Annotated in this window: 23 protein-coding genes and 6 pseudogenes; 13 read left to right on the top strand and 16 right to left on the bottom strand. The window is 68.6% G+C overall.

Translation table 11 applies throughout. From position 1 onward, the window contains the following. Positions 1 to 69 precede the first annotated feature (69 nt). Positions 70 to 429 carry a MerR family transcriptional regulator gene (locus tag ACQPZF_RS26915; protein WP_433261471.1) on the bottom strand — a complete coding sequence of 120 codons (360 nt, stop codon included), beginning with the start codon at positions 427 to 429 and terminating at the stop codon, positions 70 to 72. Between the two features lie 267 nt (positions 430 to 696). On the opposite strand from ACQPZF_RS26915, the gene ACQPZF_RS26910 reads away from it, so the two are divergent. Next, positions 697 to 1,017 (top strand): DMT family transporter, encoded by a 321-nt coding sequence (locus ACQPZF_RS26910; protein ID WP_433261469.1) that lies wholly within the window; start codon positions 697 to 699, stop codon positions 1,015 to 1,017. 127 nt (positions 1,018 to 1,144) lie between these two features. Continuing rightward, positions 1,145 to 1,495, top strand: coding sequence for a DMT family transporter (locus tag ACQPZF_RS26905; RefSeq protein WP_433261467.1), 351 nt, complete (start codon positions 1,145 to 1,147; stop codon positions 1,493 to 1,495). Between the two features lie 16 nt (positions 1,496 to 1,511). Here the strand turns inward: ACQPZF_RS26905 and ACQPZF_RS26900 are convergent, their stop codons facing one another. Continuing rightward, positions 1,512 to 2,117, bottom strand: a complete 606-nt coding sequence (locus ACQPZF_RS26900) for a TetR family transcriptional regulator (RefSeq protein WP_433261465.1) — start codon at positions 2,115 to 2,117, stop codon at positions 1,512 to 1,514. 132 nt (positions 2,118 to 2,249) lie between these two features. Here ACQPZF_RS26900 and ACQPZF_RS26895 point away from each other — a divergent pair, with 132 nt between their 5' ends. Next, a complete protein-coding gene (locus ACQPZF_RS26895; protein WP_433261463.1) occupies positions 2,250 to 3,464 on the top strand; it encodes an alpha/beta fold hydrolase in 1,215 nt (404 codons plus the stop codon). Positions 3,465 to 3,537: 73 nt separating this feature from the next. Here the strand turns inward: ACQPZF_RS26895 and ACQPZF_RS26890 are convergent, their stop codons facing one another. The 5 genes and pseudogenes from ACQPZF_RS26890 to ACQPZF_RS26870 form a co-directional block, all read right to left on the bottom strand. Beyond that, on the bottom strand, positions 3,538 to 4,269 hold the full coding sequence (locus ACQPZF_RS26890; RefSeq protein ID WP_433261461.1) for an aldehyde dehydrogenase family protein: 732 nt from the start codon (positions 4,267 to 4,269) through the stop codon (positions 3,538 to 3,540). 22 nt (positions 4,270 to 4,291) lie between these two features. Beyond that, positions 4,292 to 4,642, bottom strand: a pseudogene (locus ACQPZF_RS26885) (aldehyde dehydrogenase family protein); the annotation flags it as partial. Positions 4,643 to 4,659: 17 nt separating this feature from the next. Then, positions 4,660 to 4,842, bottom strand: a complete 183-nt coding sequence (locus ACQPZF_RS26880) for a beta-ketoacyl synthase N-terminal-like domain-containing protein (protein WP_433261459.1) — start codon at positions 4,840 to 4,842, stop codon at positions 4,660 to 4,662. 157 nt (positions 4,843 to 4,999) lie between these two features. After that, positions 5,000 to 5,269 carry a hypothetical protein gene (locus ACQPZF_RS26875; RefSeq protein ID WP_433274706.1) on the bottom strand — a complete coding sequence of 90 codons (270 nt, stop codon included), beginning with the start codon at positions 5,267 to 5,269 and terminating at the stop codon, positions 5,000 to 5,002. Next, positions 5,255 to 5,440: pseudogene (locus ACQPZF_RS26870) on the bottom strand (tetratricopeptide repeat protein); the annotation flags it as partial. The pseudogene ACQPZF_RS26870 and the gene ACQPZF_RS26875, both read right to left, overlap by 15 nt. A gap of 65 nt (positions 5,441 to 5,505) precedes the next feature. Here ACQPZF_RS26870 and ACQPZF_RS26865 point away from each other — a divergent pair. Both ACQPZF_RS26865 and ACQPZF_RS26860 read left to right on the top strand, forming a co-directional pair. Further along, positions 5,506 to 6,130, top strand: a pseudogene (locus ACQPZF_RS26865) (transposase); the annotation flags it as partial. An 88-nt stretch (positions 6,131 to 6,218) separates the two neighbouring features. Then, positions 6,219 to 6,977, top strand: a complete 759-nt coding sequence (locus ACQPZF_RS26860) for an SAM-dependent methyltransferase (protein WP_433261457.1) — start codon at positions 6,219 to 6,221, stop codon at positions 6,975 to 6,977. A 104-nt stretch (positions 6,978 to 7,081) separates the two neighbouring features. Here ACQPZF_RS26860 and ACQPZF_RS26855 read toward each other — a convergent pair whose 3' ends face one another. From ACQPZF_RS26855 to ACQPZF_RS26835, 5 genes and pseudogenes are all read right to left on the bottom strand, one after another. Further along, on the bottom strand, positions 7,082 to 7,609 hold the full coding sequence (locus ACQPZF_RS26855; RefSeq protein WP_433261455.1) for a hypothetical protein: 528 nt from the start codon (positions 7,607 to 7,609) through the stop codon (positions 7,082 to 7,084). A gap of 1,173 nt (positions 7,610 to 8,782) precedes the next feature. Next, positions 8,783 to 9,274, bottom strand: a complete 492-nt coding sequence (locus ACQPZF_RS26850) for a hypothetical protein (RefSeq protein WP_433261453.1) — start codon at positions 9,272 to 9,274, stop codon at positions 8,783 to 8,785. 238 nt (positions 9,275 to 9,512) lie between these two features. Further along, a complete protein-coding gene (locus tag ACQPZF_RS26845; RefSeq protein WP_433274704.1) occupies positions 9,513 to 9,851 on the bottom strand; it encodes a tetratricopeptide repeat protein in 339 nt (112 codons plus the stop codon). Then, positions 9,737 to 10,012: a tetratricopeptide repeat protein gene (locus ACQPZF_RS26840; RefSeq protein ID WP_433261451.1), complete on the bottom strand. Its 276-nt coding sequence runs from the start codon at positions 10,010 to 10,012 to the stop codon at positions 9,737 to 9,739. Before ACQPZF_RS26840 ends, ACQPZF_RS26845 begins: the two co-directional genes overlap by 115 nt. Positions 10,013 to 10,262: 250 nt before the next feature. Further along, positions 10,263 to 10,649 (bottom strand): annotated as a pseudogene (locus ACQPZF_RS26835) (transposase); the annotation flags it as partial. Between the two features lie 443 nt (positions 10,650 to 11,092). On the opposite strand from ACQPZF_RS26835, the gene ACQPZF_RS26830 reads away from it, so the two are divergent. After that, positions 11,093 to 11,749 (top strand): response regulator transcription factor, encoded by a 657-nt coding sequence (locus ACQPZF_RS26830; RefSeq protein ID WP_433261449.1) that lies wholly within the window; start codon positions 11,093 to 11,095, stop codon positions 11,747 to 11,749. Between the two features lie 50 nt (positions 11,750 to 11,799). Here the strand turns inward: ACQPZF_RS26830 and ACQPZF_RS26825 are convergent. The 3 genes and pseudogenes from ACQPZF_RS26825 to leuC all read right to left on the bottom strand — a co-directional run bounded on the left by ACQPZF_RS26825 (position 11,800) and on the right by leuC (position 14,703). After that, positions 11,800 to 12,449: pseudogene (locus ACQPZF_RS26825) on the bottom strand (glyceraldehyde 3-phosphate dehydrogenase NAD-binding domain-containing protein). Positions 12,450 to 12,670: 221 nt separating this feature from the next. Next, the gene (leuD, locus tag ACQPZF_RS26820) at positions 12,671 to 13,279 is read right to left on the bottom strand and encodes a 3-isopropylmalate dehydratase small subunit (RefSeq protein ID WP_433261447.1); all 609 of its coding nucleotides are present in this window, start codon (positions 13,277 to 13,279) and stop codon (positions 12,671 to 12,673) included. Positions 13,280 to 13,293: 14 nt separating this feature from the next. Further along, positions 13,294 to 14,703 (bottom strand): 3-isopropylmalate dehydratase large subunit, encoded by a 1,410-nt coding sequence (gene leuC / locus ACQPZF_RS26815; RefSeq protein ID WP_433261445.1) that lies wholly within the window; start codon positions 14,701 to 14,703, stop codon positions 13,294 to 13,296. 189 nt (positions 14,704 to 14,892) lie between these two features. Here leuC and ACQPZF_RS26810 point away from each other — a divergent pair, with 189 nt between their 5' ends. Together ACQPZF_RS26810 and ACQPZF_RS26805 are read left to right on the top strand one after the other, a co-directional pair. Beyond that, positions 14,893 to 15,180, top strand: coding sequence for a hypothetical protein (locus ACQPZF_RS26810; RefSeq protein WP_433261443.1), 288 nt, complete (start codon positions 14,893 to 14,895; stop codon positions 15,178 to 15,180). Positions 15,181 to 15,251: 71 nt separating this feature from the next. Continuing rightward, positions 15,252 to 15,443 (top strand): hypothetical protein, encoded by a 192-nt coding sequence (locus ACQPZF_RS26805; protein ID WP_433261441.1) that lies wholly within the window; start codon positions 15,252 to 15,254, stop codon positions 15,441 to 15,443. Positions 15,444 to 15,519: 76 nt separating this feature from the next. On the opposite strand, the gene ACQPZF_RS26800 is transcribed toward ACQPZF_RS26805, so the two are convergent. After that, on the bottom strand, positions 15,520 to 15,660 hold the full coding sequence (locus ACQPZF_RS26800; RefSeq protein ID WP_433261439.1) for a hypothetical protein: 141 nt from the start codon (positions 15,658 to 15,660) through the stop codon (positions 15,520 to 15,522). Here ACQPZF_RS26800 and ACQPZF_RS26795 point away from each other — a divergent pair. The 5 genes and pseudogenes from ACQPZF_RS26795 (at position 15,659) to ACQPZF_RS26775 (ending at position 19,280) form a co-directional block, all read left to right on the top strand. Continuing rightward, positions 15,659 to 16,663, top strand: coding sequence for a TauD/TfdA family dioxygenase (locus ACQPZF_RS26795; protein ID WP_433261437.1), 1,005 nt, complete (start codon positions 15,659 to 15,661; stop codon positions 16,661 to 16,663). The genes ACQPZF_RS26800 and ACQPZF_RS26795 overlap by 2 nt on opposite strands. 44 nt (positions 16,664 to 16,707) lie before the next feature. Beyond that, a complete protein-coding gene (locus ACQPZF_RS26790) occupies positions 16,708 to 17,889 on the top strand; it encodes a LeuA family protein (RefSeq protein WP_433261435.1) in 1,182 nt (393 codons plus the stop codon). Continuing rightward, a complete protein-coding gene (gene pheA / locus ACQPZF_RS26785; RefSeq protein WP_433261433.1) occupies positions 17,886 to 18,734 on the top strand; it encodes a prephenate dehydratase in 849 nt (282 codons plus the stop codon). Before ACQPZF_RS26790 ends, pheA begins: the two co-directional genes overlap by 4 nt. Before the next feature lie 20 nt (positions 18,735 to 18,754). Then, positions 18,755 to 18,937: pseudogene (locus ACQPZF_RS26780) on the top strand (FAD/NAD(P)-binding protein); the annotation flags it as partial. Between the two features lie 127 nt (positions 18,938 to 19,064). Further along, on the top strand, positions 19,065 to 19,280 hold the full coding sequence (locus tag ACQPZF_RS26775; protein WP_433274990.1) for a hypothetical protein: 216 nt from the start codon (positions 19,065 to 19,067) through the stop codon (positions 19,278 to 19,280). The last annotated feature ends 66 nt before the right edge of the window (positions 19,281 to 19,346 follow it).

The following is a 19,346-nucleotide window of genomic DNA, read 5'->3' as shown; positions in this document are numbered from 1 at the left end:
ACGCCTCCGCCTGAAGCTGAGTTCCCCCAGGTCAGGATGCTTCGTGCGGCTGCTGAGCCGTGTCGTGCATCACAGGATCTCACCGGCCAAGGCCGTCTCGCTGCGGAGCGCCTGCAGAGTGTCGATCTCGCGATCGATGTCACGTCGCTTGGCTTCGAGACGCTCGACTTCCTGGGCGAGCAACTGCTCCATGACGCCTGTGTGCTCGTCGGGCGGGGCCTCCAGGCACGGGAGCAGTTCGTTGACGGTGGCGCTGCTCAGTCCGGCGGCGAACAGGTGCTGGATCATCACGACCCGCTCGACCATGGAGCTGTCGAAGGCGCGCCACCCGCCGGGGGTGCGCTCGGAGCGGATAAGCCCGTGCTCCTCGTAGTACCGCAGGGGCCGGGTGCTGACGCCGCTGGCATCCGCTAGCTCACCGATGCGCATGAGACCTCCCAAGGCTGCCCGCCGGCTCCCATCCTTGCAGTTGACACCGGCGTGAAGTTTCACGATCGAGGGGCCCACCCTGGAGGGCGTCGCCACCGAAGTAGTGATCCGCCGAGCCCGGCACGAAGCATCCGCATGACCGCAGACACGACCCGGATCCGGGGGCACTGATGGCCGACGCCATGGAGCGAGGCCTGGTCCCTTTCACCCGGTACCGCTCCGACTTCACCACCCACTCGTAACCCACCCCGACAAAGGACACCCGCCATGCACTGGCTCTACCTCGGCATCGCCGTCGTCTTCGAGATCGCCGTCGCCATCTCCGCCGGCAAGGCGCAGGGTTTCACCCGACCCGCCTGGACCACTGCCACGCTGGTCAGCGGTGGCATCGCCACCTACCTCCTCAACCTGGCGCTGCTGACCTTCGACGTCGGCGTCGGCTACGCGATCTGGACCTCCGTCGCCGGCGTCGGGATCGTCGTCCTCGGCGCTCCCTTCTTCGGCCAACGTCTCGACTGGCGCAAGCTTCTCGGCATCGCCGCCGTCATCGCCGGAGTCGTCGGCCTCCAACTCAGCGGAGCAGCGTGATGACCCAGGACGCCAACCCCGCACCACGCCATCTCGCCGAAATCGACCCTGCGGAAGGAACCCACATGACCAGCGAAACCGCCACCACCCACACGAACGCCACCACCCGTAGCGACCGGGCACGAGCATGGCTCGTACTCCTCCTCGCGGAGCCTTCGAGGTCGGCTACGCCCTCGGCGTCGGAGGCAGCCAAGGCTTCACCGTGCTCTCCTGGTCGCTCGTCTCGGTCGTGTTCTTCCTTCTGGCGCTCTTTGCCCTCAGCGTCGCCCTACGCACCATCGACGTCGGCATCGGCTACGCCGTCTGGGCCGGCATCGGCGCCGTCGGAGCCGCAGTACTCGGTCCCGTCTTCTTCGGCGAGACCCTCACCCCGGTCAAGGCATTCTGGCTCACCGTGATCATCGTCGGCGTCGTCTGGCTCAAGCTCTCCGACGGCCCCAAGCGAACGCAGGCCGAGATGAGCGACCACAGGCCATGACCAGTCACCGGTCAGGTCAAAGCGCGGACGGTTCGAGTTGGAGTGCGAGTTGGAGTTGCCGCGTCCACCAGCGCAGGTGAGCGGTCGGGGTGCTCGCTGTGACGCCGGTGAGGCCGGCGCTGCGGCGGAAGGCGCTCCCGTAGAGGGGGTCTATCGCCATCGCTTGGTGGAGGGCCGCGACCGCGAGCTGCGTGTCCTCGATCGAAGCCGCGGATGGCCGCAGCCGGTGGAGGGCTTCGACCACAGGGGTCAGCATCCCGCTGCCATGCTCGCGCCAGCCCGCGGCATGCAGAGCGACCGCCAGCTCGCCGTAGCCCTGCCGGTAGAGGTTGGCGAGTGACTCGACGAGTTCCAGGAGGTCTGCGCCCCGGTCCAGCCACGACGAGAGGACGTCCTGCACGGCGGCTTTCAGTTGTCGTCCACCGTGTCGAAGCAGTTCGCGCAGCAGGTTGTCGCGGCTCTGGAAGTGGTGTGTGACGCCGGCGTCCGTCATGCCGACCCGGGCGGCGACGGCACGGACCTGGACCGCTGCGACGCCTCCCTCGGCGAGCAGCGCTGCTGCGGCGTCGAGGATAAGGCGGCGAGCCTCCTCGGGCGGTCTGCGTGTTCGACGTGTCGCCATGACCTTCGACCTTACCTTGACCAGTCAAAGCAGTGGGTCGTATCGTACCTTGACAGCTCAAGGTGGAGGGAGCGCGGCTGTGCCCATGGTTGACCTCACGGCTCGACAGCGAGCCTCGCGCTTCAACCGGCGATGACCGACGTCACCCTCGCCCGAGGAGGCGCAACGCTGCGAGGCACGGCCACCGGCACCGGTCCGACCGTCCTCCTGCTCCACGCCGGCGGCGAACATCGCGGTGTCTGGACGCCGGTCGCGGCGGCGCTCACCCTGTGCGGGCTCCGGAGCGTGACCTTCGACCTGCGCGGTCACGGCGACAGCTCGGGACGGGCAACGACGCTGCGGGCGATCGCGGAGGACGTGACCGCGATGATCCGCCGTGAGCCGGCACCGGTCGTGGTGGTCGGCGCTTCCCTGGGCGGACTGGCCGCTATCGCCTCCCTCGCCAACCCGCGCACGGCACGTCACGTTGCCGGGTTGGTGCTCGTCGACGTCGTACCCGACCCCGATCCCGCTCGGGTCCGCGCCTGGCTCGACGGCCGCGGCCTCCGCCACGACCGCGCCGAGATCGTCGAGGACATCCTCGAACGCGGTCCCGAGCTTCTGGCGACAGCCACGAAGATCGACCTGCCGATTCTGCTGGTCCGTGGCGGGCCGAGCTCACCGCTCCGCGACGCTGAGGTGGAGCGCTTCCGCGCCGCCAACCCCGCGGTCACGGTCTCCCGGGTGCCTGCCGCAGGTCACCTGGTAGCTCGTGATGCTCCCGAGGAACTCGCACACCTCGTCGCGGACCACGCGTCGACGTGGCTCGACACCGAGACGACCACCCGTCGCGCCTTCGCGCTGCAACGCTCTCTGGGCGCCGACCGGCTCGACCACCCGGGCGGAACGCTGCTTGCCCACCTGCACAGGGTGCACGGTCTGACCGTCGAATGGTCCGCCACGCCACGCATCCAACTGGCCGCCATCTGCCACGCGACCTATGGCACCGACGGGTTCCCGCACGCGCTGCTGGCGGCGACGGAGCGGCGACGGCTCGAACGCGTCATCGGGCCCGAGGCCGAGTCGCTCGTCTACCTCTATGGCGCTTGTGACCGATCCCAGACCTACCGCAACCTCGGGCACCAACCGCTTCCCGTGCGTGATCGCTTCACCGGCGACAGCACACCGATCCATGAGGCCGACCTCGCCGACTTCGCCGTGCTCACCATCGCCAACGAACTCGACGTAGCCCGCTTCGCCCGTCTTCCCGTCACTACCCTGAACGGGATCCGCCGCCTCGTGACCGCGCTCGCTGCCTACGCACCCGTCGAAGCCGCACGAGCGCTCGACGACGACGCCCTCGCATGACGACCGGTCCTCGTGGCACTTCGACAGGTTGGAGTCCTGCCGGGGCACTCAGATGATCAGGAACCACCGCAGGTCAGCCCTCGTCCGGGCGCACACCTCCTACACCGAGTTCAACGCCGACTTCGGTCGACCGGGCCGGTCTCCAGGGCTCCAGCTTCGAGCAGAACACCGACCGAGCCGCCGTCGGCGTGCTGCTCGGCAAGACCTCCGAGGCCGCCGCCGCTGATGAGCCGAACACGGCGGCGTGCGGGTGCACCCGTGAAGTGGCGATCGCGACCGCCTGCAATCGGCTTGCTCCCAGGATGGGGCACGCCGCCTCGCCGTGCGTGCCGCCGCTGTCGCCGGTGCCGCCGAGACCGGGAAGGTACGGGGCGCTGGCCAAATGTGAGTCGTTGACCTTCGGCAGGCCGCCGTTGACCACCTCGGTCGTGAACCGCTCCACCACGACGGGGTCCTCGGCCCACAAGGAGTTGCGCAGGCCGAACTTGTTGCGGTTGAGGAAGTCCAGGCAGTGGTCGAGCAGGTCGGGGCCGTCCTCTGGCACCACGACGGAAAGCATCGGGAAGAACTTCTCGCCGCGCACCGCAGGCAGACTGTCCGCCTGTTCGAACCCGTCGACCCGCAGCACGGTGGGTTCGATGAACAGCCCGTTCGGGTCCGGCTCGCCGTCCAGGCCGACCCGGTTGCCGCCGCAGACTTTCACGGCGCCCGCGCTCGTGGTGTCGTCGAGGGTGCGCTGGAACGCGGTGGCTCGCAGCACCGGGCTGAGCACCGTGTCGGAGGTCTCGGGATCCCCTGGTCGCAACGCCGACGTGGGCCGTGGCCAACCTGGTCAGCAACTCGTCGGCGATGTCCGGGTGCGCGATGACGTACTTCGGGCCGACGCAGGCCTGGCCCGAGGCGTAGAAGGACTCCGGCAACGCCGCAGTGGCGTGTTCCAGGTGCGCGTCGTGCCAGACCAGCACACCGTCGTTGCCCGACAGTTCCAAAATCGCCTTCTTGCCGCGTTCGACGCACTTGCGCTCCAGCGCGAGCCCGTGGTCGCTGGAGCCGAAGTAATAGACGGTGTTCACCGACGGGCTGTCCAGCCACTGCCGCATGGTGACCTCGAAGTCGGCGCAGATGACGTTGATCGTGCCGGGTGGCGCGCCGTGCGCCTCGAACACGGGGATGATCACGTTGTGCAGGGCGTAGCTCAACGAGGTCGCGCTGCTTCCATCTGGTTGACGTCCCAGTACCGTTCCGTGTCGAACCGGTCCGGGGGAGGCTCGTCCACCACGTCCCGCCCTTCGACCAGCACGGACCACAGCCCGTCCAGGTCGGTCACCCCACCGGGCAACCGGCACCCCACACCCACGATCGAGATCCTGGCCGACATGACCGGTGATCGTCCGGCAAGGGGTGACAGGGAGTCGTGTCACACGCACGGCATCAGCCCATCTCGGCCCAGGCGCGCAGCCAGGTTGGCCGGCGTCGTCACCGTCGGTCGCACGCATCAGGCTGCTTCGTGCGGCTGTCGGATGGGACGGGTGCGGTCATCGGCAGAACGGGCCGACGTCCAGTTCGGTCAGGATGGCGCGTGCCCGTGCGTGATGCGCGGCGGCGGCGTGTCGGGGGATGCAGTTGGCGATGCCGGTGTGTGCGCGGGCGGTTTGGTGGGGGTGGTTCATGGTGGTGGCGAGGGCGAGTGCCTGCCGGAAGGTGGCGAGGGCCTCCGGGAGGTTGCCGTCGATCCTCAGTGTCTCGCCCAGTTCGTTGAGGAACAGGCATTCGTTGAGCCGGTCGCCTGCTTGCCGCAGCAGCACAAGGGATTGCTGTAGCGCGTCGACGGCTCGGTCGGGTCGTCCCGCCATGCGGTGCACGATGCCGAGGTGGCCGTACGCGGTGGCGGCGACTGATCGAGTCGCCGGAGGAGGGTGGTCGGCGATCATCGCCAGCGCGCGTTCGCACAGGGTCTCGGCCTGGCCTATGCGGCCGAGGTGCTTGTGGTCTCTGGAGGTGTGGAGTGGCGTTCACGGTGCCCGTGGAGCAGTTGATCGTGACCGCCGAGTCCTGGGCCGATCTGCTCCGCGACTGCAAACGGCGCGGGATGCGCCCCGATACTGGCGATGGGCGACGGGGCGCTCGGCTTCTGGGCGGCGCTGCGGGAGGTGTTCCCGACCACCCGGGAGTAGCGCTGCTGGTTCCACAAGAGTGCGGATGTTCTTGCGGCGCTGCCGAAGTCAGCGCAGCCCGCAGCGACCAAAGCGATGCAGGAAATCTACAACGCCGAAGACGCCGACCACGCCCGGACAGCGGCCACGAGCTTCGCCGATGCCTACGGGGTGAGGTTTCCCAAGGCTTCCGCGAAGATCACCGACGACCTGGACGTGTTGCTGGAGTTGTACAACTACCCGGCCGAGTACTGGGTGCACCTGCGGACCACGAACCCGATCGAGTCGACCTTCGCGACCGTGCGGTTGCGGCAGAAGGTCACCGAGGGCCCCGGATCCCGCGCGGCAGGCCTGGCTATGGCGTTCAAGCTGATCGAGTCCGCCCAGCATCGGTGGCGAGCGGTCAACGCACCCCACCTGGTCGCCCTCGTCCGCGCTGGCGCGACCTTCGAACGCGGCGTCCTGGTCGAGCGACCCGATGAGAAGTCAGGAGGCGATCAGCACGTCGCATGACCACGCCGATCCACGCAAGTACGGCGGATCATGTGCCTCATTCTGGCATGCCTCAGCCTCGGTTGAGTCTGCTTGTAGAGTTGCTGCAGTGGAGCGCTCCGAGATCTTCGACATTGCCCACCTGCGCCATCCGATCGCGGCGCCGGTGGCGCCCCAGCGGCTACGCGAACTGGTCGGCTGGCTGCGCCCAAGCGACGGCGCCCGCGCCGTCGACCTCGGGTGCGGAGAGGGCGAGTGGCTGCAGGAGTTGCTGCTTGCCCACCCCGGGATCACGGGCGTAGGGGTAGACCACATGCTCCCGGCCTCTGCCGCCGGGCGTGCCGGCGAGCGGGGGCTGAGCGACCGTGTGCGCTGGATCGAAACGGATGCCGCCACCTGGGCCGACGGGGTCTTCGACGTGGTGCTGTGCGTCGGTGCGAGCCACGCCTTCGGCCGGCTGGAGGACATGCTGGTCGCTGTCCGGCGGCATCTGCGCCCCGGCGGCCAAGCGCTGATCGGCGACAGCATCTGGGAGGGCCGCCCGTCGGCCTCTGCGCTGGCGGCGCTTGAGGTTTCTGCCGACGCTTATCCCGACCTCGCCGGCTTCGTGCGAGCCATCCGTGAGCACGGGTTCGAGCCGTCGTACGGGCACGTAAGCACGTTGGCCGAGTGGGACGACTACCAGTTCAGTTGGGCCGGGTCGCTCGTCGACTGGGCCGTACGGGAGGCCTCGACGACGGAGGATCGTGCCCAGGCGCTTGCCGTTGCACGTGAGCATCGCGAGTCCTGGCTGAGCGGCGCGCGACGCGAGCTTGGGTTCGCCACCTTCGTCCTGCACGACGCCGCCGCCGCTGGCGCGCGCGACTGATCGGCGTTCACATTGCTGCCAATGTTACGGCGGCCAGCTCGTCGCGTGATCCGACAAGAAGTCAGAAGGGCAAGTCGCACGACACGCCGATCCACAGGTCTTGACTATTCCTCGGACCGATGTGGTCTTCGACCCTGCCGAGCATGACACTCAGGGCCTTCTGGATTCAGGTCGTGCTGCACCTGCTCGGCCAACTCCCGGCGGGCGCGTAGCGCGCATTCGGCGAAACGAGGCGTGGTAGCGGGGAGAAGCTCGTCGGTGCCACTACGGCTCCGCCCGCGCCGCGGTAGAAGGCCACCGGTGGGCCGTGCCCCCGGTGCGGGCGGTCCGAACGGGATTGCCCGCACCGCTTCGGTGCGGTCCGGGTAGATCGCGGAGTCGGGCGCATTCGCTGCGGCAGACCCGAAGTCCACGTCGGAGTCGGGCACGAACACCGGCAACGGCAAGCCGTCGCAGTACACCAGGTAGCCACCGAGGTAGATGCCGAAACCGACGGCGTTCACCCGGAGATCGGTGTAATCACCGTGGTGCCGGGGATCGACGGATGCCGCCGACGCGCCGGGCAGTCGAATGCCACGCGCCGCGAGATCAGCCTGCTGTGCAGGTGTGACCTGTTCGAGCTCGAACGTCACCGAGTCACGTTGCACCGACTTGGCCGCCACCAGCGCCGCCGTGGCCTGGTTCCCGTTGTGCGCTGCAGCGCCAGCAATCGTGACGCACGGAATACAGGCTGCGGCGTTCGCGCGATCGTCTGGTGGGTGCGCCTGCCCTCCTCGTCCTGCACGACCGCGCTGGCGTTCATACACATGAGATCCGCGCCCGGCGTGCCCGTGCTGGAAGGGATGTGGGTACGCCCGCATGGGCAGCCGGGCTTCCCCGTCGGGCAAGCAACGCGAGCATGTCGTGGTCAGCTGTGAGGCTCGGAGATCACCCGGCTGCGCGGGACCACGGTCCGGTGACATCCCGGCGTCCGCGATGCCGCGATGCGGGCGGTCCAGTAACCCACGCAGAGGGACTGCTGGATCGCGGTTGCCCTGCTCGAACCACCGAACCCTGGTAACGGGAAACGGCTGGTACTCACACCCGGTAGGTGTCTTCGAACACGAGAAGCCCGGACTTTGACGCTGCCGATCTTGTATGGCCCCGGTAGGACTCGAACCTGAACGGTCTGTGATCACGGTGTTGGTGGCGGCGACCGCTTGGTGGACGGAAGCCCTCGACACCGGCCCGGATCGCGTCGCGCTGTTTCCACTCGTCGGTCGCCTGGCGGTCAGGGGGCCTGACAACGGTCCCGGTCGATGGTGGACGCGGCACGGCCGTAGCCGTCACCGGGGAGCAGAGACGTTCCCTGCCGGCCGGGAGGTCTTTCTCCTCCCGCCCGGACACCTCCTCACCGTCGTGGGCGGCCGTGGTACTGCGTGGTCCAACGGTCCACAGCACGATCACGGCCGGGATCTCCTGTGACCACACCGCCGCGCGGGCATATCCCGGAGCCGGAATCCGTCGATGCCGACCCGAGCAGTCGCCGTGGCGCGCTCGGCCCGGCTACGGGGTAACCAAGTGGAGTGCTCCGCAGTGCGGACCGGTGAGCGTATTCCGGTCCGCACTGCGGAGGTGGCCGCCCGCACACGCGTGGCCGGGGATCGGCGGGCCGCCGGAATCGCGCGGCGAAGGCCCGCTGTCGAAGCTGTGCAAGTTGCGGGGCAGCTCGACCAGGTCGTAGTCGGGCGCGGCGGACGTCGGCGAGCGACATGCGGCCGGGTGGGGGAGCGGTGGGGTCATGGCGGTGTCGCCGCCAGACAGCCCTATCCACACCGCGCGACGTTGTTGTCGAGATACCAGCCGTTGTCCTCGCGCACCCAGAACCTGTAGGTGAAGGCGAGGGCCGGTGGTCGGACCGGCGGGCTGAAGCGGGAGCCGATGAGCCGGTGGTTGATCAATCGATCGCCCACGACAGTGACGTAGTCACCGCTCGCGGAGCACGGGCGATCGAAGTTGCCGTTGTACGGCTGAATCGTGGTTTCGCTGCCGGTGAAGTCGAGGCACCGCGCGTAGCTGACCGACAGGAATCGAGGAGTGCTGAGAAGGGATTCGTGCAGCCAGAATCGGTAGGTGACTCGGTTGGTCACGGCACTGCCGTACTTGCGTTCCCCGATCAGCCAGTGGGTCTGGTAGGGGAAGGCCGGGTCGGTGTACGAGCCGTTGGTGCACGCCAACGGGATTGCGGCCTGCGCGGGTGCGACGATGGACAGCATGGTGACCAGGGCCGCAGCGAAAACGATGATGATGCGCTTCATGGTCGATCTCCTTGGAAGACTTCGCGCTGGACCGGCGAAGAAGGCTGGTTCCACCGGTCGGGAAGTTCGGCACGGCTTGCGGAGACCAGCGCACCGGAGGCATCCGGCAAGAAGTTTGCAGACTTCTTGAACCCGTAGCTCCGCTACCACGACGTGCTCGGTCCCGGACTGGCCGACCAGGTCGAGGACGATCCGCTGGACGACCGCCGTCCCGGGGCATCGACCTGACAAGGCACTGCTAATGGAAGAGCCGGCTACCGGACAGGTCCAGCTTCACGCGCACGTCTGCGGCGTTGGGGTGTCGGAGCTGTTCCAGGATGGCCAGGGACTCGTGCCAGCACTCCGCTGCCGCGGTGTCGTCGTGCGTCGCGTGGAGGGTGTCGCCCAGGTGGTCCAGCGTGACGGCCTGGTCGTACCGGCTGCCCAGTTCGCGGTAGAGCGCCAGTGAGGACCGGTACGCCGCTATCGCCTCGGGGTGGTGTCGGAGGTAGTGGTGGGCGTAGCCGATGCTGTGCCACGTCGCGGCCTGGCCGTAGCGGTGTCCAGCTCGCGGTGCAGGCGGAGGGCTTGGTCGCAGTGCACCAGTGCCTCCTCGTGCTCGCCGAGTTCTGTCAGGCACCAGCCGACGTCGTTGAGCGCGCCCGCCTGACCGGCGCGGTGGTGTGTCGATCTGTAGAGCGCGAGCGCGTGCTGTGCGTGTCCCAGTGCTTCACGGTGACGCGCACCGCGGTGGTACATCCAGTCGATCTCCAGGTGCGTCCTGGCCTCTCGGATGAGGTCGCTGTCGGCGCGGTGCAGTGCGAGTGCCTGGTCGAAGTTGCGCTCGGCGTCGACGTAATCGCCGTGCCAGGCTTGCGCGAGTGCCACACCGCGGTGCGCCAGTGCCTGGCCGGTGGTGTGTCCGAGGGCTGTGGCGGCGGCGAGGGCGATCTCGCCGAGGGCCGCGAGATCGGCAGCCTGACCAGTGCGTTCCGCAGCCGGTCGACGTCGATCCGGCCGTTGTTGACCGCGTCGTACAGGCCGCCGTGACCGCGTCGGTGCTCCGGTGCCAGCGACAAGCCGACCAGGGTCCGCACCGCCTATCGGCGCACAGCACGGCGTCGAGTACCGCCTGGTGCAGTCGCCGCCACAACGCGGCCTGCGTCCACTGCGTGAACCGCCGGTGCGCCGTGGGCGCCGAGACACCGAAAGAGGGTGGCAGGTCCCGCCACCGACAGCCACTGGTCAGCACGAACACGATCGCGGTGAACACCGCCCGGTCGTCCACCGGGGCCGTCCCGCCACCCTGCGGACGCGCCGCGAACTTCGGGATCAGCGGCTCGACCACAGCCCACAAGTCATCAGGCACCAACCGCAACGCCAAACGATCGAACACGACACAACATCATGACAGCATTGCGACCGCCACGTGAGGCCGGCTCTAGTTCCGAGCGTGATCAGGCTACTCCGAATCACGTCACTGTTGGCGCCGTTGCCGAAAACTGACAGTGGCGTGAACTTGTATGCACCTAAACGTGCACTTAAGGTCATGAGTTTGCGGGCGGTAAACCAGCCGCCGGAACGGCGTCCTAGGGTTGCGGTGAAGACATCCGGTTGTGGCGGAGGGCACCATCGATCTTCGTGAACCGGCCCGGGGATACGCTCAGTGTTAAGCAAGCCGGTTATTGCGATGCGGTTTTCGCTGACGGCTCCTGTATTGGCGCCGGTTGGGTGTGGCCGTTTCCGGCGTGGGCACGACATCAGTCATTCAGCCGTGCGAACAGTCAGCCGACCAAGGAGGATGGGATGTCCGCCGAATTAGGTGACATTCGGCAAGAGATGAAGAAGAAATCCCTGGTACGGGTGTTGCTCGTCGACCACGATCCGATCTCCCGGCACGTCGTCGGCGCCGTCCTCGGACAGGAGGAGATGGTGGTGCTCGTGGCGACCGTCGAGGGGCCGGACCAGATCCGGGCCTGGGGACCCGACCAGGCTGACGTGGTGGTCTTTTGCGCCCTGCCGGACAGTCAGGCGATCGCTCACGTCCGCGAGATCGCGGGCAGAGGACTGCCCGTGCTGCTCGTCGGGACCAGGTGGACCGGCGAGTCCGTGGGTGAGGCGCTCGCGGCTGGAGCCAGGGGGTGCCTGGTGAAGAACACCCGGATCGACACCATCGCCACCGCCGCGGCCGCTGCCGGGTCCGGCCACCTGATCCTCTCGCCCGAGTTGCTCCGGTTCTACCGGCCTGCCGAGGTCGCGCAGGGCATCACCAGGCCGGGGGCGTTGTCACCGGAGCAACTCGTCCGTTCGCTCACCGAACGCGAGTTGGAGGTGCTGACCCTGCTCTCCGCAGGCAACACCACCGCCGAGGTGGCCGCGGCGCTGCACGTCTCCGCCGCGACGGTGAAGAGCCACGTTTCACACTCGCTCACCAAGCTCGGGGTGCGCAACCGTGTGGAGGCCGTGCTGATGGTCCGCTCGGTCGTCCGGCGGTGACGAGTCGCCGAACGGACAGCGGTGCCGGGTCCGCGCGGATCAGGCGGTCCTCAGTCCGCCAGGAGCAGCGCGTGTCCGGCAGGCGGTTGGGAGAAGCCGGTCTCGTTGTCGTACCAGCCGGCCACCTTGACGGTGCGGCCGCCGACGACCTTGGTCAGGCCCGCGTCCCTTGGCAGCGGCGAAGGCCGCGTTGATCTCCTCGATCGTGGTGTCCGTGCTCATCTGCACGGTCAGGTCGGTCAGCGAGCCCGTCGGCACCGGTACGCGGATCGAGTAGCCGTCGAGTCGTCCCGACAACTCGGTCGACCTCGTGATCGAGTCGACCGGCGTGTTCACCGACGCCACCAAGGCCCGCGCACACATCGAGGCGGGTGCGCGCAGGGTGATCATCTCCGTGCCTGCCACGAACGAGGACCTCACACACGCGTATGGCGAAGTCGGCCCGCGGCAGCGCGGCCGGGTCGCGCTCGGCGAGCACGGTGATCTTGCGTCCGTCCACCGGGATGAAGTCCTGGCCCGCGGTCACATAGAGAGGCAGCATGTCCAGGACGGACTCGTACTTGAGCAGGTGTGCGAGCGTGGCGGCGTCGGTGAGATCGTTGACCGCCACTACTTCGATGTCGTCGTCGCGGGACAGCGCCGCGCGCAGAAAGCCGCGGCCGATGCGGCCGAACCCGTTCACGCCGATGCGCAAGGTCATCGCAGAAGTCCCCAGCGGTGAGGACCGGGGCCAGTCCGCGTAACCAGCGGAGAAGCCGACGACGACGTGCACCACCGGCACGCCTTGAGCGCGTGTGGCGGCCACCGCGCGTGCGGCGTTCTCCAGCACCCCGCGCTCGCGCACCTGGTCGAGGCACGCCTCGGGATAGCGGCCGTCGGGGTGGGTGATCTCGTTGATCAGATCGAGCACCAGCAGTGCTCTCATGCGGGGGTCTCCACGGGTTCGGTCGTCAACGACGGGCCCGAAGGGCGGGACCGCTCGAAACCGGCGATGTCGGCCTCGCGGCGCAACGTCTCGGTGATCAGGTCGACCCCGTGCAGCAGCCGTGCCCGCGCCGCGGGGTCGATGTCGAACGGCAGCACACGGTCCGAGTGGCGCACCTCGCGCGCCACCAGGTCGACGGTGATCTCCAGCCAAGGATCGGCTTCGACGAGGTCCCACAGCGCGCGGATCTCGTCGTCCGGCAACGCGACCGCGAGCAGGCCCCTGGTCAGGGCGTTGCCGCAGAAGATGTCGCCGAAGCGCGGGGCCAGCACCGCGCGGAACCCGCTCGACTGCAGCGCCCACACCGCCGACTCGCGTGACGAACCGGTGCCGAAGTCCGCGCCCGCCACCAGCACGGTGGCACCCTGGTGCTCCGGCTTGTTGAGCACGAACCCTGGGTCGTCGCGCCAGTCCGCGAACAGGATGTTGGTGTAGCCACCCCTGGCGTAGTAGGGCACGAACCGTGCGGGGGAAATCTGGTCGGTGTCGACGTCGCTGCGGCGTAGCGGCATTGCCGTACCGGTGTGTGCGGTGATGGGGAACATACGTCCTCGGCGGGTCAGAGGTCGGACGGCGCGGCCAAGTGGCCCGCGACGGCGGTGGCGGCGGCCACCGCCGGGGAGACGAGGTGGGTGCGGGAGCCCTTGCCCTGCCTGCCCTCGAAGTTGCGGTTCGAGGTGGACGCCGCGCGCTGGCCCTGAAGCAGCCGGTCGTCGTTGAGGCCGCAGCACATCGAGCACCCGGCCGCCACGCGGAAGTCGGCGCCCGCCTCGGCAAAGACGTGGTCCAGCCCCTCGGTGACTGCTTGCGCGCGCACGTCGGCGGACCCCGGCACGATCATCAGGTGCACCCCGTCAGCCACTTTGCGGCCTGACAGCACTGCCGCGGCGGCACGCAGGTCCTCGATCCGCCCGTTGGTGCACGAGCCGACGAACACCGAGTCCACCTTGATGTCGCGCATGGCTGTGCCGGGTCGCAGGCCCATGTAGTCGAGCGCCCGCCGTGCGGCTGAGCGCTCCCGTTCGTCGGTGAAGGCGTCCGGGTCGGGGACCACCTCTGCCAGCGGCAGGCTCTGCGCGGGATTGGTGCCCCACGACACGAACGGGGTCAGCTCGCTCGCGTCGATCACGAACCGGGTGTCGAACTCGGCGTCGTCGTCGGTGCGGAAGGCCAGCCAGCGCTCGACCTCGGCGGCGAAGTCGGCAGGCATGCCAGGGCGGTCGCGCAGGTAGCGCACGGTCGTCTCGTCCGGGCCGATCACCCCGGCCTTCGAACCGGCCTCGACCGCCATGTTGCACAGGGTCATGCGCGCTTCCATCGACATCGCCGTGATCGCGGGCCCGCGATACTCCAGGGCGTGTCCCTGCGCGCCTCCCGTGCCGATCCGCGCGACCAGCGCCAGCGCCAGGTCCTTCGCCTCGACACCGGCGGGCAGGTCGCCCCGCACGGTCACCGCCATGTCCTTCAACCTGCGCGCGGGCAGGGTCTGGGTGGCCAGCACGTGCTCGACCTGGCCGGTGCCGATGCCGAACGCCACCGCTCCGAACGCGCCGAGTGTGGTGGTGTGCGAGTCGCAGCAGACGATGATCATGCCCGGCCGAACCAGGCCCTGTTCAGGCGCGATGACGTGCACGATACCTTGTTTCCGGTCGCCGAGCTTGCGCATCGGGATGCCGAACTCGGCGCAGTTGCGGCGTAGCAAAGCCGATTGGCGGCGGCCTGCGGGTTCGTGGATGACCTCGTCGAGTGACCTGGTCGGGGTGTTGTGGTCCTCGACCGCCAGTGTGAGGTCGGGTCTGCGGACCGCACGTCCCGCTGCCCTCAGGTCGTCGAAGGCGTATTGCGTGTTGACCTCGTGCAGCAGGTGGAGGTCCACGTAGAGGAGGTCGTCGAGCCCGCCGTCGCCGGAACGCACGACGTGCTCGTCCCACACCTTCCGAGCCAGGGTCCGGCCTTGGGTCGCTCGCATGTCCCCAAGCTCATCCGCTGGGCGGTGGGCGGGCAACGGCCGACGGATGAGACGTGCTCGTCCCTCGGCTAGGGCGATTTCCACTCGTGTCCACCCGGTGGAGTCACGCTTTCGCGTGGGCCACCGGGCTGCTACCGCTAAAACAACCTGTTTGTACGGTTACCTGATTGGGGAGACAGTAAGTCCGCCTTGGCTATCGCAGGCCAGGAACGCAGGGAGACCCACCGCTTCGGGCCTAACCACCGCTGGACGGTGCTGGGGATCGGCGACGCCGCGACGGCCGCTGGCGTCCGTTCTCCGTTGGTGCGGTGGGACATCTGGCGGCTCGCGCCGGCCGGCGCCCTGCTGACGGTGCCGCAGTTCGGCATCCTGACCTTCAGCGCGGTCTTCCTGCACGACGCCAAGGGCGTGGGCGTGCCGGCCACCGTCGTGATGCTGATGGTGGTGCAGATCGGCGGTGGCGCTGCGCGCATCTGAGCGGCAGGTACACCGACAAGCACGGCAACCGCAGGCAGGCCATCAAGGTCTTCGGTGCCGCCGCGGCGGTGATGCTCGTGCTGTCGGCGTTCCTCGTCGACGCCCCGACAGTCCTGGTCGCCGCCACGCCGGCGATCGGCGGCGTGTTCGCCAACGCCTGGCACGGGTGCTGGGTGTGGCTGCTCGTCGGCATCGCCTCGGGGGTGGCGGTACCCCTGGCCCCAGCGGCGCTCAAGGCGGCACGGGCCACCGGGGCAGCCTGACCCTGGTCGAGCAGGAACGGCGGATGTCTGCTGCGGACGACTGTCCACAGCAGACATCCGCCGTCGGCGTCCACGGCTACACCAATGGCAGTCGTTCCTCCGAACGCACGTAGTCCACCTCCACCTCCAGCTCCTCGGTCTCCTCCCTCGGACGATTCGCCGACATGGCGAGGTCGTGAGAATCGAAGTCGATCCGATCGACAGAGGGGGACTTCATGCAACCGATCCACACGTTCTCCGATACCGAACGGGACGACATCCGCGCGGCGTTGGGAGCGATCACCGTCGACCCCTACCGCGACTACCTCGGCTTCACGGCCGCGGTCGCGGCACTGGTACGGGACGGCCTGCCCGCCCCGCTGGTGAAAGTCGCCGACCAGATTCGGGGCGAGCGCGAGAGCGGCCACTCCGACGTGCACGCGCTGCGCAACTGCCCTGTCGACACCGAACTGCCGACTCTGTCGCACAGCAACCCGCAGGTCGACAAGTACGCGCGGAAGAAGACGTACGTCGGTGAGGCGTTCCTCGCGGCCTTCGGCCTGCTGACCACAACTCCGCTGCTGGCCTACGCCACGCGGTTCAACGGCGACTTCTTCACCGACGTGTTCGCCATCGACAAGTACTTCGGCAAGCAGACCGGCTACAGCGACGGCGAACTCGTGTTCCACAACGACCGCACCGCGCACCCGGTCCGCGCCGACTTCATCACCCTGCTCGGTATGCGCTGCCCGGCGGAAGAGATGACCTACACCGCGTTCATCGATGGACGCTCACTGCTCGCGAACCTCAGCGCCGACGAGGAAGCGGTGCTGCGCCTGCCGCACTTCGTGACACCGTTCGACGTGGTGTCCAAGGACAACAACAACTCGCTCACCGAGTCGGCGCCGCACGTCATCTTCGAGAACGATCACAGCATCCGGTACCTGGACTCGCACACCACGGTGTCGCGGACCGCGCCGCCGGAAGCGAAGGACGCCTTGCTGGCGCTCAAGAGCGCGCTCTCCCGTGCGGAGCGCAAGCGACACCGGATCCTCGAAGGCGACCTCTTCACCTTCGCCAACCAGGACGGTCTGCACAACCGCGAGCTGATCGAGGTCGTCGACGTCGAACGATCCCGTTCGCGCTGGCTGCTCAAGACCTACGCCTTCCGCGACCAGGCCGCCGCCGACCACCATACCGATCGCTGGATCAACGGCATCCCCGGACTGGTGGGGGACTGAGGAAACCGGTGACCGCGGACCACACACCCACCGGAGAGGCAGTCATGGACCAGAGCACGCGGCGGATCGCTTTGTTCGACACCACTCTGCGCGACGGCGAGCAGGCTCCCGGCAACGCCATGCGCCCCGAGGAGAAGCTCGACCTGGCCCTGCGCATCGCGGAGCTGGGCGTGGACTGCGTCGAGGCAGGCTTCCCCGCGTCGTCGCCGAGCGACTTCGAGGCGACCCGCCTGATCTCACAGAACCTGCGCGGAACCCGGTTCGCCACCTTCTCCCGCACGTCCCGCCTCGATGTCGCGCGCGCCGTCGAAGCGGGAGGCGTGGACAACCACGAGGTGCAGATGGTGGCCACCGGCAGCCGCATCCACCTGGAGCACAAGCGCGGCATCACCGCAGCCGCTGCTGTCGCCGAGGTCACCGACACCGTTGCTTTCGCCCGATCGCTTGGCGTGGAACACATCTCGGTCGGCATCGAGGACGCGAGCCGCGGCGACGACGACCTGCTGCGCGCACTCACCGACAGCGCGCTGGAGGCGGGCGCGACGTGCATCATCCTGGCCGACACGACCGGGTGCCACCTGCCGGCCGAGTACGCCGAGCTGATCGGCAAGATCCGCTCGTGGGCGCCCCGTCCGGTCCGTGTGTCCACCCACTGCCACAACGACTTCGGGCTGTCGCTGGCCAACGCCATCGCCGGTCTGGAAGCGGGCGCTGACGAGGTGCAGGTGACGCTCGGTGGCATCGGTGAGCGCGCGGGCAACACCCCGCTGGAGGAACTGGCCGCGGTGCTGGCCTACAAGTCCGCCGAGTTGGGGATGCGGGCCGACATCAAGCTGGAGTCCATGTACGCGGCCTACAACCGGCTGCGCGAGATCATCGGCCTTGAGGAGCCGAGGAACAAGGCGATCTTCGGCACGTACGCGTTCGGCACCGCGGCGGGCATCCACCAGCAGGGCATCCTGAACAACCCGGCGACCTACGAGTTCGTCGAGCCGTCCCGTTTCGGCCGCGAGCGTTCGCTGCTCATCGCCCGCCACTCCGGCCGGGCCGTGCTGCGCCACATCCTGGACAACCTCGGTGCGCGGGTGACCGACGCCGAGTTGGAGAACCTCTACCGCAGGCACGTCGCCGAACGCCCCGGTGGCGACTGCGAGGACCTCTCGGTCGTGCAGGCCAGGATGGCCGCGGAACTGTCCGTCGCACCAGCCTCGGTCGTAGCGTCATGACCCACGCCTACCTCGGGCCGCAAGGAACCTTCAGCGAGACGGCGGCGCGCTCGTTCGGCACGCGGGTCCGTCCCTACACCTCGGTCTCCGCCGCGCTCGCCGCCGCGCGCGGTGGCGAGTGCTACGCGGCCGTTATCCCGTTGGAGAACAGCACGAGCGGCGTGGTGCCCGCGACGTTGGGCGAACTCGCCAGGATCGGCGAGGACCTGCGGGTCGACGGCGAGGTCGAGGTGCCGGTGCGACTCGCGCTGCTCGGTTTGTCCGGAGCGAGCCTGTCCGGCGTCAACCGTGTGCGCAGTCATCCACACGCGCACAGCCAGTGCGCCCGCTGGATCAGCGAGTCGCTACCTGGTGTCGAGGTCGTTCTGTCGGACTCCACCGCCGCTGCGGCGAGGGAGGTCGCCGCGGGCGGTTCACCCGCGGTGGCCGCCATCGCCTCACCCGAGGCCGCCGCCCACTACGGCTTGAGCGTGCTCGTCGACAGCGTGGGTGACCGAACCGACGCGTGGACGAGGTTCGTGTCAGTCCGCCGGGCGGGTGAGTCCGTCCTTCCGACCGGGCACGACCGGACATCGTTGCTGATCACACATCGGGTCAACCGGCCTGGCGTGCTCGCCGAGTCGTTGGCCGAGTTCGGCGCGCGTGGTGTGGACCTGGTCTGGCTGCACTCGTGGCCGGACGGGTCGAGCCTGCGCCGCTTCCGGTTCTTCGTCGACGTGGAGGGTCACCTGGACGACCTGCCCCTCGCGGATGCCGTTGCGGCACTGCGGAAAGCCGCCGACGTCGCGGTCTTGGGCAGCTACGCCCGCGCGCCCCGTGCAGTGGTGAAGGAGGTGGTCAGGTGATCGGGACGGGTCTGCGCGCAATGATGGTGCTGGAGCGGATCGCAGCCCGGCCGGCCGCGGAGCCCCGCGACCGAGCGGTCGAGGTCCTTGCCATCGACGCGGTGGAGGTGGGCGCCGGCCGCGTGCACCGCACCGACCATCCCCGTTGGTTCCTCATGAACACAGTCCTCGGCCAGATCTCGGCGTTCTCGGGCCTGCCGGACGACGAGCAGGCTCGCGCGGGTGCGGGACCGTCCTTTTGGGAGTGGCGGGAAGCCGCCGAACCCGGCTGCCAGGGGCCCGATAGACGCCCGCATCCCGAGCCCGGACCTCCGTGTGGACTCCTTGCCGTTGACGGGGGACTTGCACGACCGCGGCATCTGGTCCAGTTTCGTCAACCGCGGCGCCAGCGAGGAGTACGACACCGGTGGCGTCGCCGTCACGGCCAGCCCGTTCCACCCGGTCGACCGGCATGGTCGGCCCGACGAAGGACTGCACGTGCTTGGCATCCCGACCGAGCACACCCGCTGGTTCATGCAGGTCGGCAGCAGCAGATCCGGCCAGTGAAGCGACATCGTCCACGACGTCGCCGCGATCACCGTCTCGGTGCTCGCCCCGTCCGCGTGCCTGCCG

The organism is Actinosynnema sp. CS-041913 (assembly GCF_050942485.1).
In the GTDB taxonomy this organism is placed as follows: Bacteria; Actinomycetota; Actinomycetes; order Mycobacteriales; family Pseudonocardiaceae; genus Actinosynnema.
The sequence above is the reverse complement of the archived record's forward strand: the minus strand, read 5'-3'. Positions and strand labels throughout refer to the sequence as shown.

Bases quoted from the DNA above. Each gene is read 5' to 3' on its own strand.
- ACQPZF_RS26795 (WP_433261437.1), top strand. From the start codon at position 15,659: ATGCAACCGATCCACACGTTCTCCGATACCGAACGGGACGACATCCGC.
- ACQPZF_RS26880 (WP_433261459.1), bottom strand. From the start codon at position 4,842: ATGTCGGCCAGGATCTCGATCGTGGGTGTGGGGTGCCGGTTGCCCGGT.
- ACQPZF_RS26850 (WP_433261453.1), bottom strand. From the start codon at position 9,274: ATGAAGCGCATCATCATCGTTTTCGCTGCGGCCCTGGTCACCATGCTG.
- ACQPZF_RS26905 (WP_433261467.1), top strand. From the start codon at position 1,145: ATGGCTCGTACTCCTCCTCGCGGAGCCTTCGAGGTCGGCTACGCCCTC.
- ACQPZF_RS26915 (WP_433261471.1), bottom strand. From the start codon at position 429: ATGCGCATCGGTGAGCTAGCGGATGCCAGCGGCGTCAGCACCCGGCCC.
- ACQPZF_RS26840 (WP_433261451.1), bottom strand. From the start codon at position 10,012: ATGTACCACCGCGGTGCGCGTCACCGTGAAGCACTGGGACACGCACAG.
- leuD (WP_433261447.1), bottom strand. From the start codon at position 13,279: ATGTTCCCCATCACCGCACACACCGGTACGGCAATGCCGCTACGCCGC.
- ACQPZF_RS26895 (WP_433261463.1), top strand. From the start codon at position 2,250: ATGACCGACGTCACCCTCGCCCGAGGAGGCGCAACGCTGCGAGGCACG.
- pheA (WP_433261433.1), top strand. From the start codon at position 17,886: ATGACCCACGCCTACCTCGGGCCGCAAGGAACCTTCAGCGAGACGGCG.
- ACQPZF_RS26830 (WP_433261449.1), top strand. From the start codon at position 11,093: ATGAAGAAGAAATCCCTGGTACGGGTGTTGCTCGTCGACCACGATCCG.
- ACQPZF_RS26800 (WP_433261439.1), bottom strand. From the start codon at position 15,660: ATGAAGTCCCCCTCTGTCGATCGGATCGACTTCGATTCTCACGACCTC.
- ACQPZF_RS26790 (WP_433261435.1), top strand. From the start codon at position 16,708: ATGGACCAGAGCACGCGGCGGATCGCTTTGTTCGACACCACTCTGCGC.
- ACQPZF_RS26900 (WP_433261465.1), bottom strand. From the start codon at position 2,117: ATGGCGACACGTCGAACACGCAGACCGCCCGAGGAGGCTCGCCGCCTT.
- ACQPZF_RS26910 (WP_433261469.1), top strand. From the start codon at position 697: ATGCACTGGCTCTACCTCGGCATCGCCGTCGTCTTCGAGATCGCCGTC.
- leuC (WP_433261445.1), bottom strand. From the start codon at position 14,703: ATGCGAGCGACCCAAGGCCGGACCCTGGCTCGGAAGGTGTGGGACGAG.
- ACQPZF_RS26805 (WP_433261441.1), top strand. From the start codon at position 15,252: ATGCTCGTGCTGTCGGCGTTCCTCGTCGACGCCCCGACAGTCCTGGTC.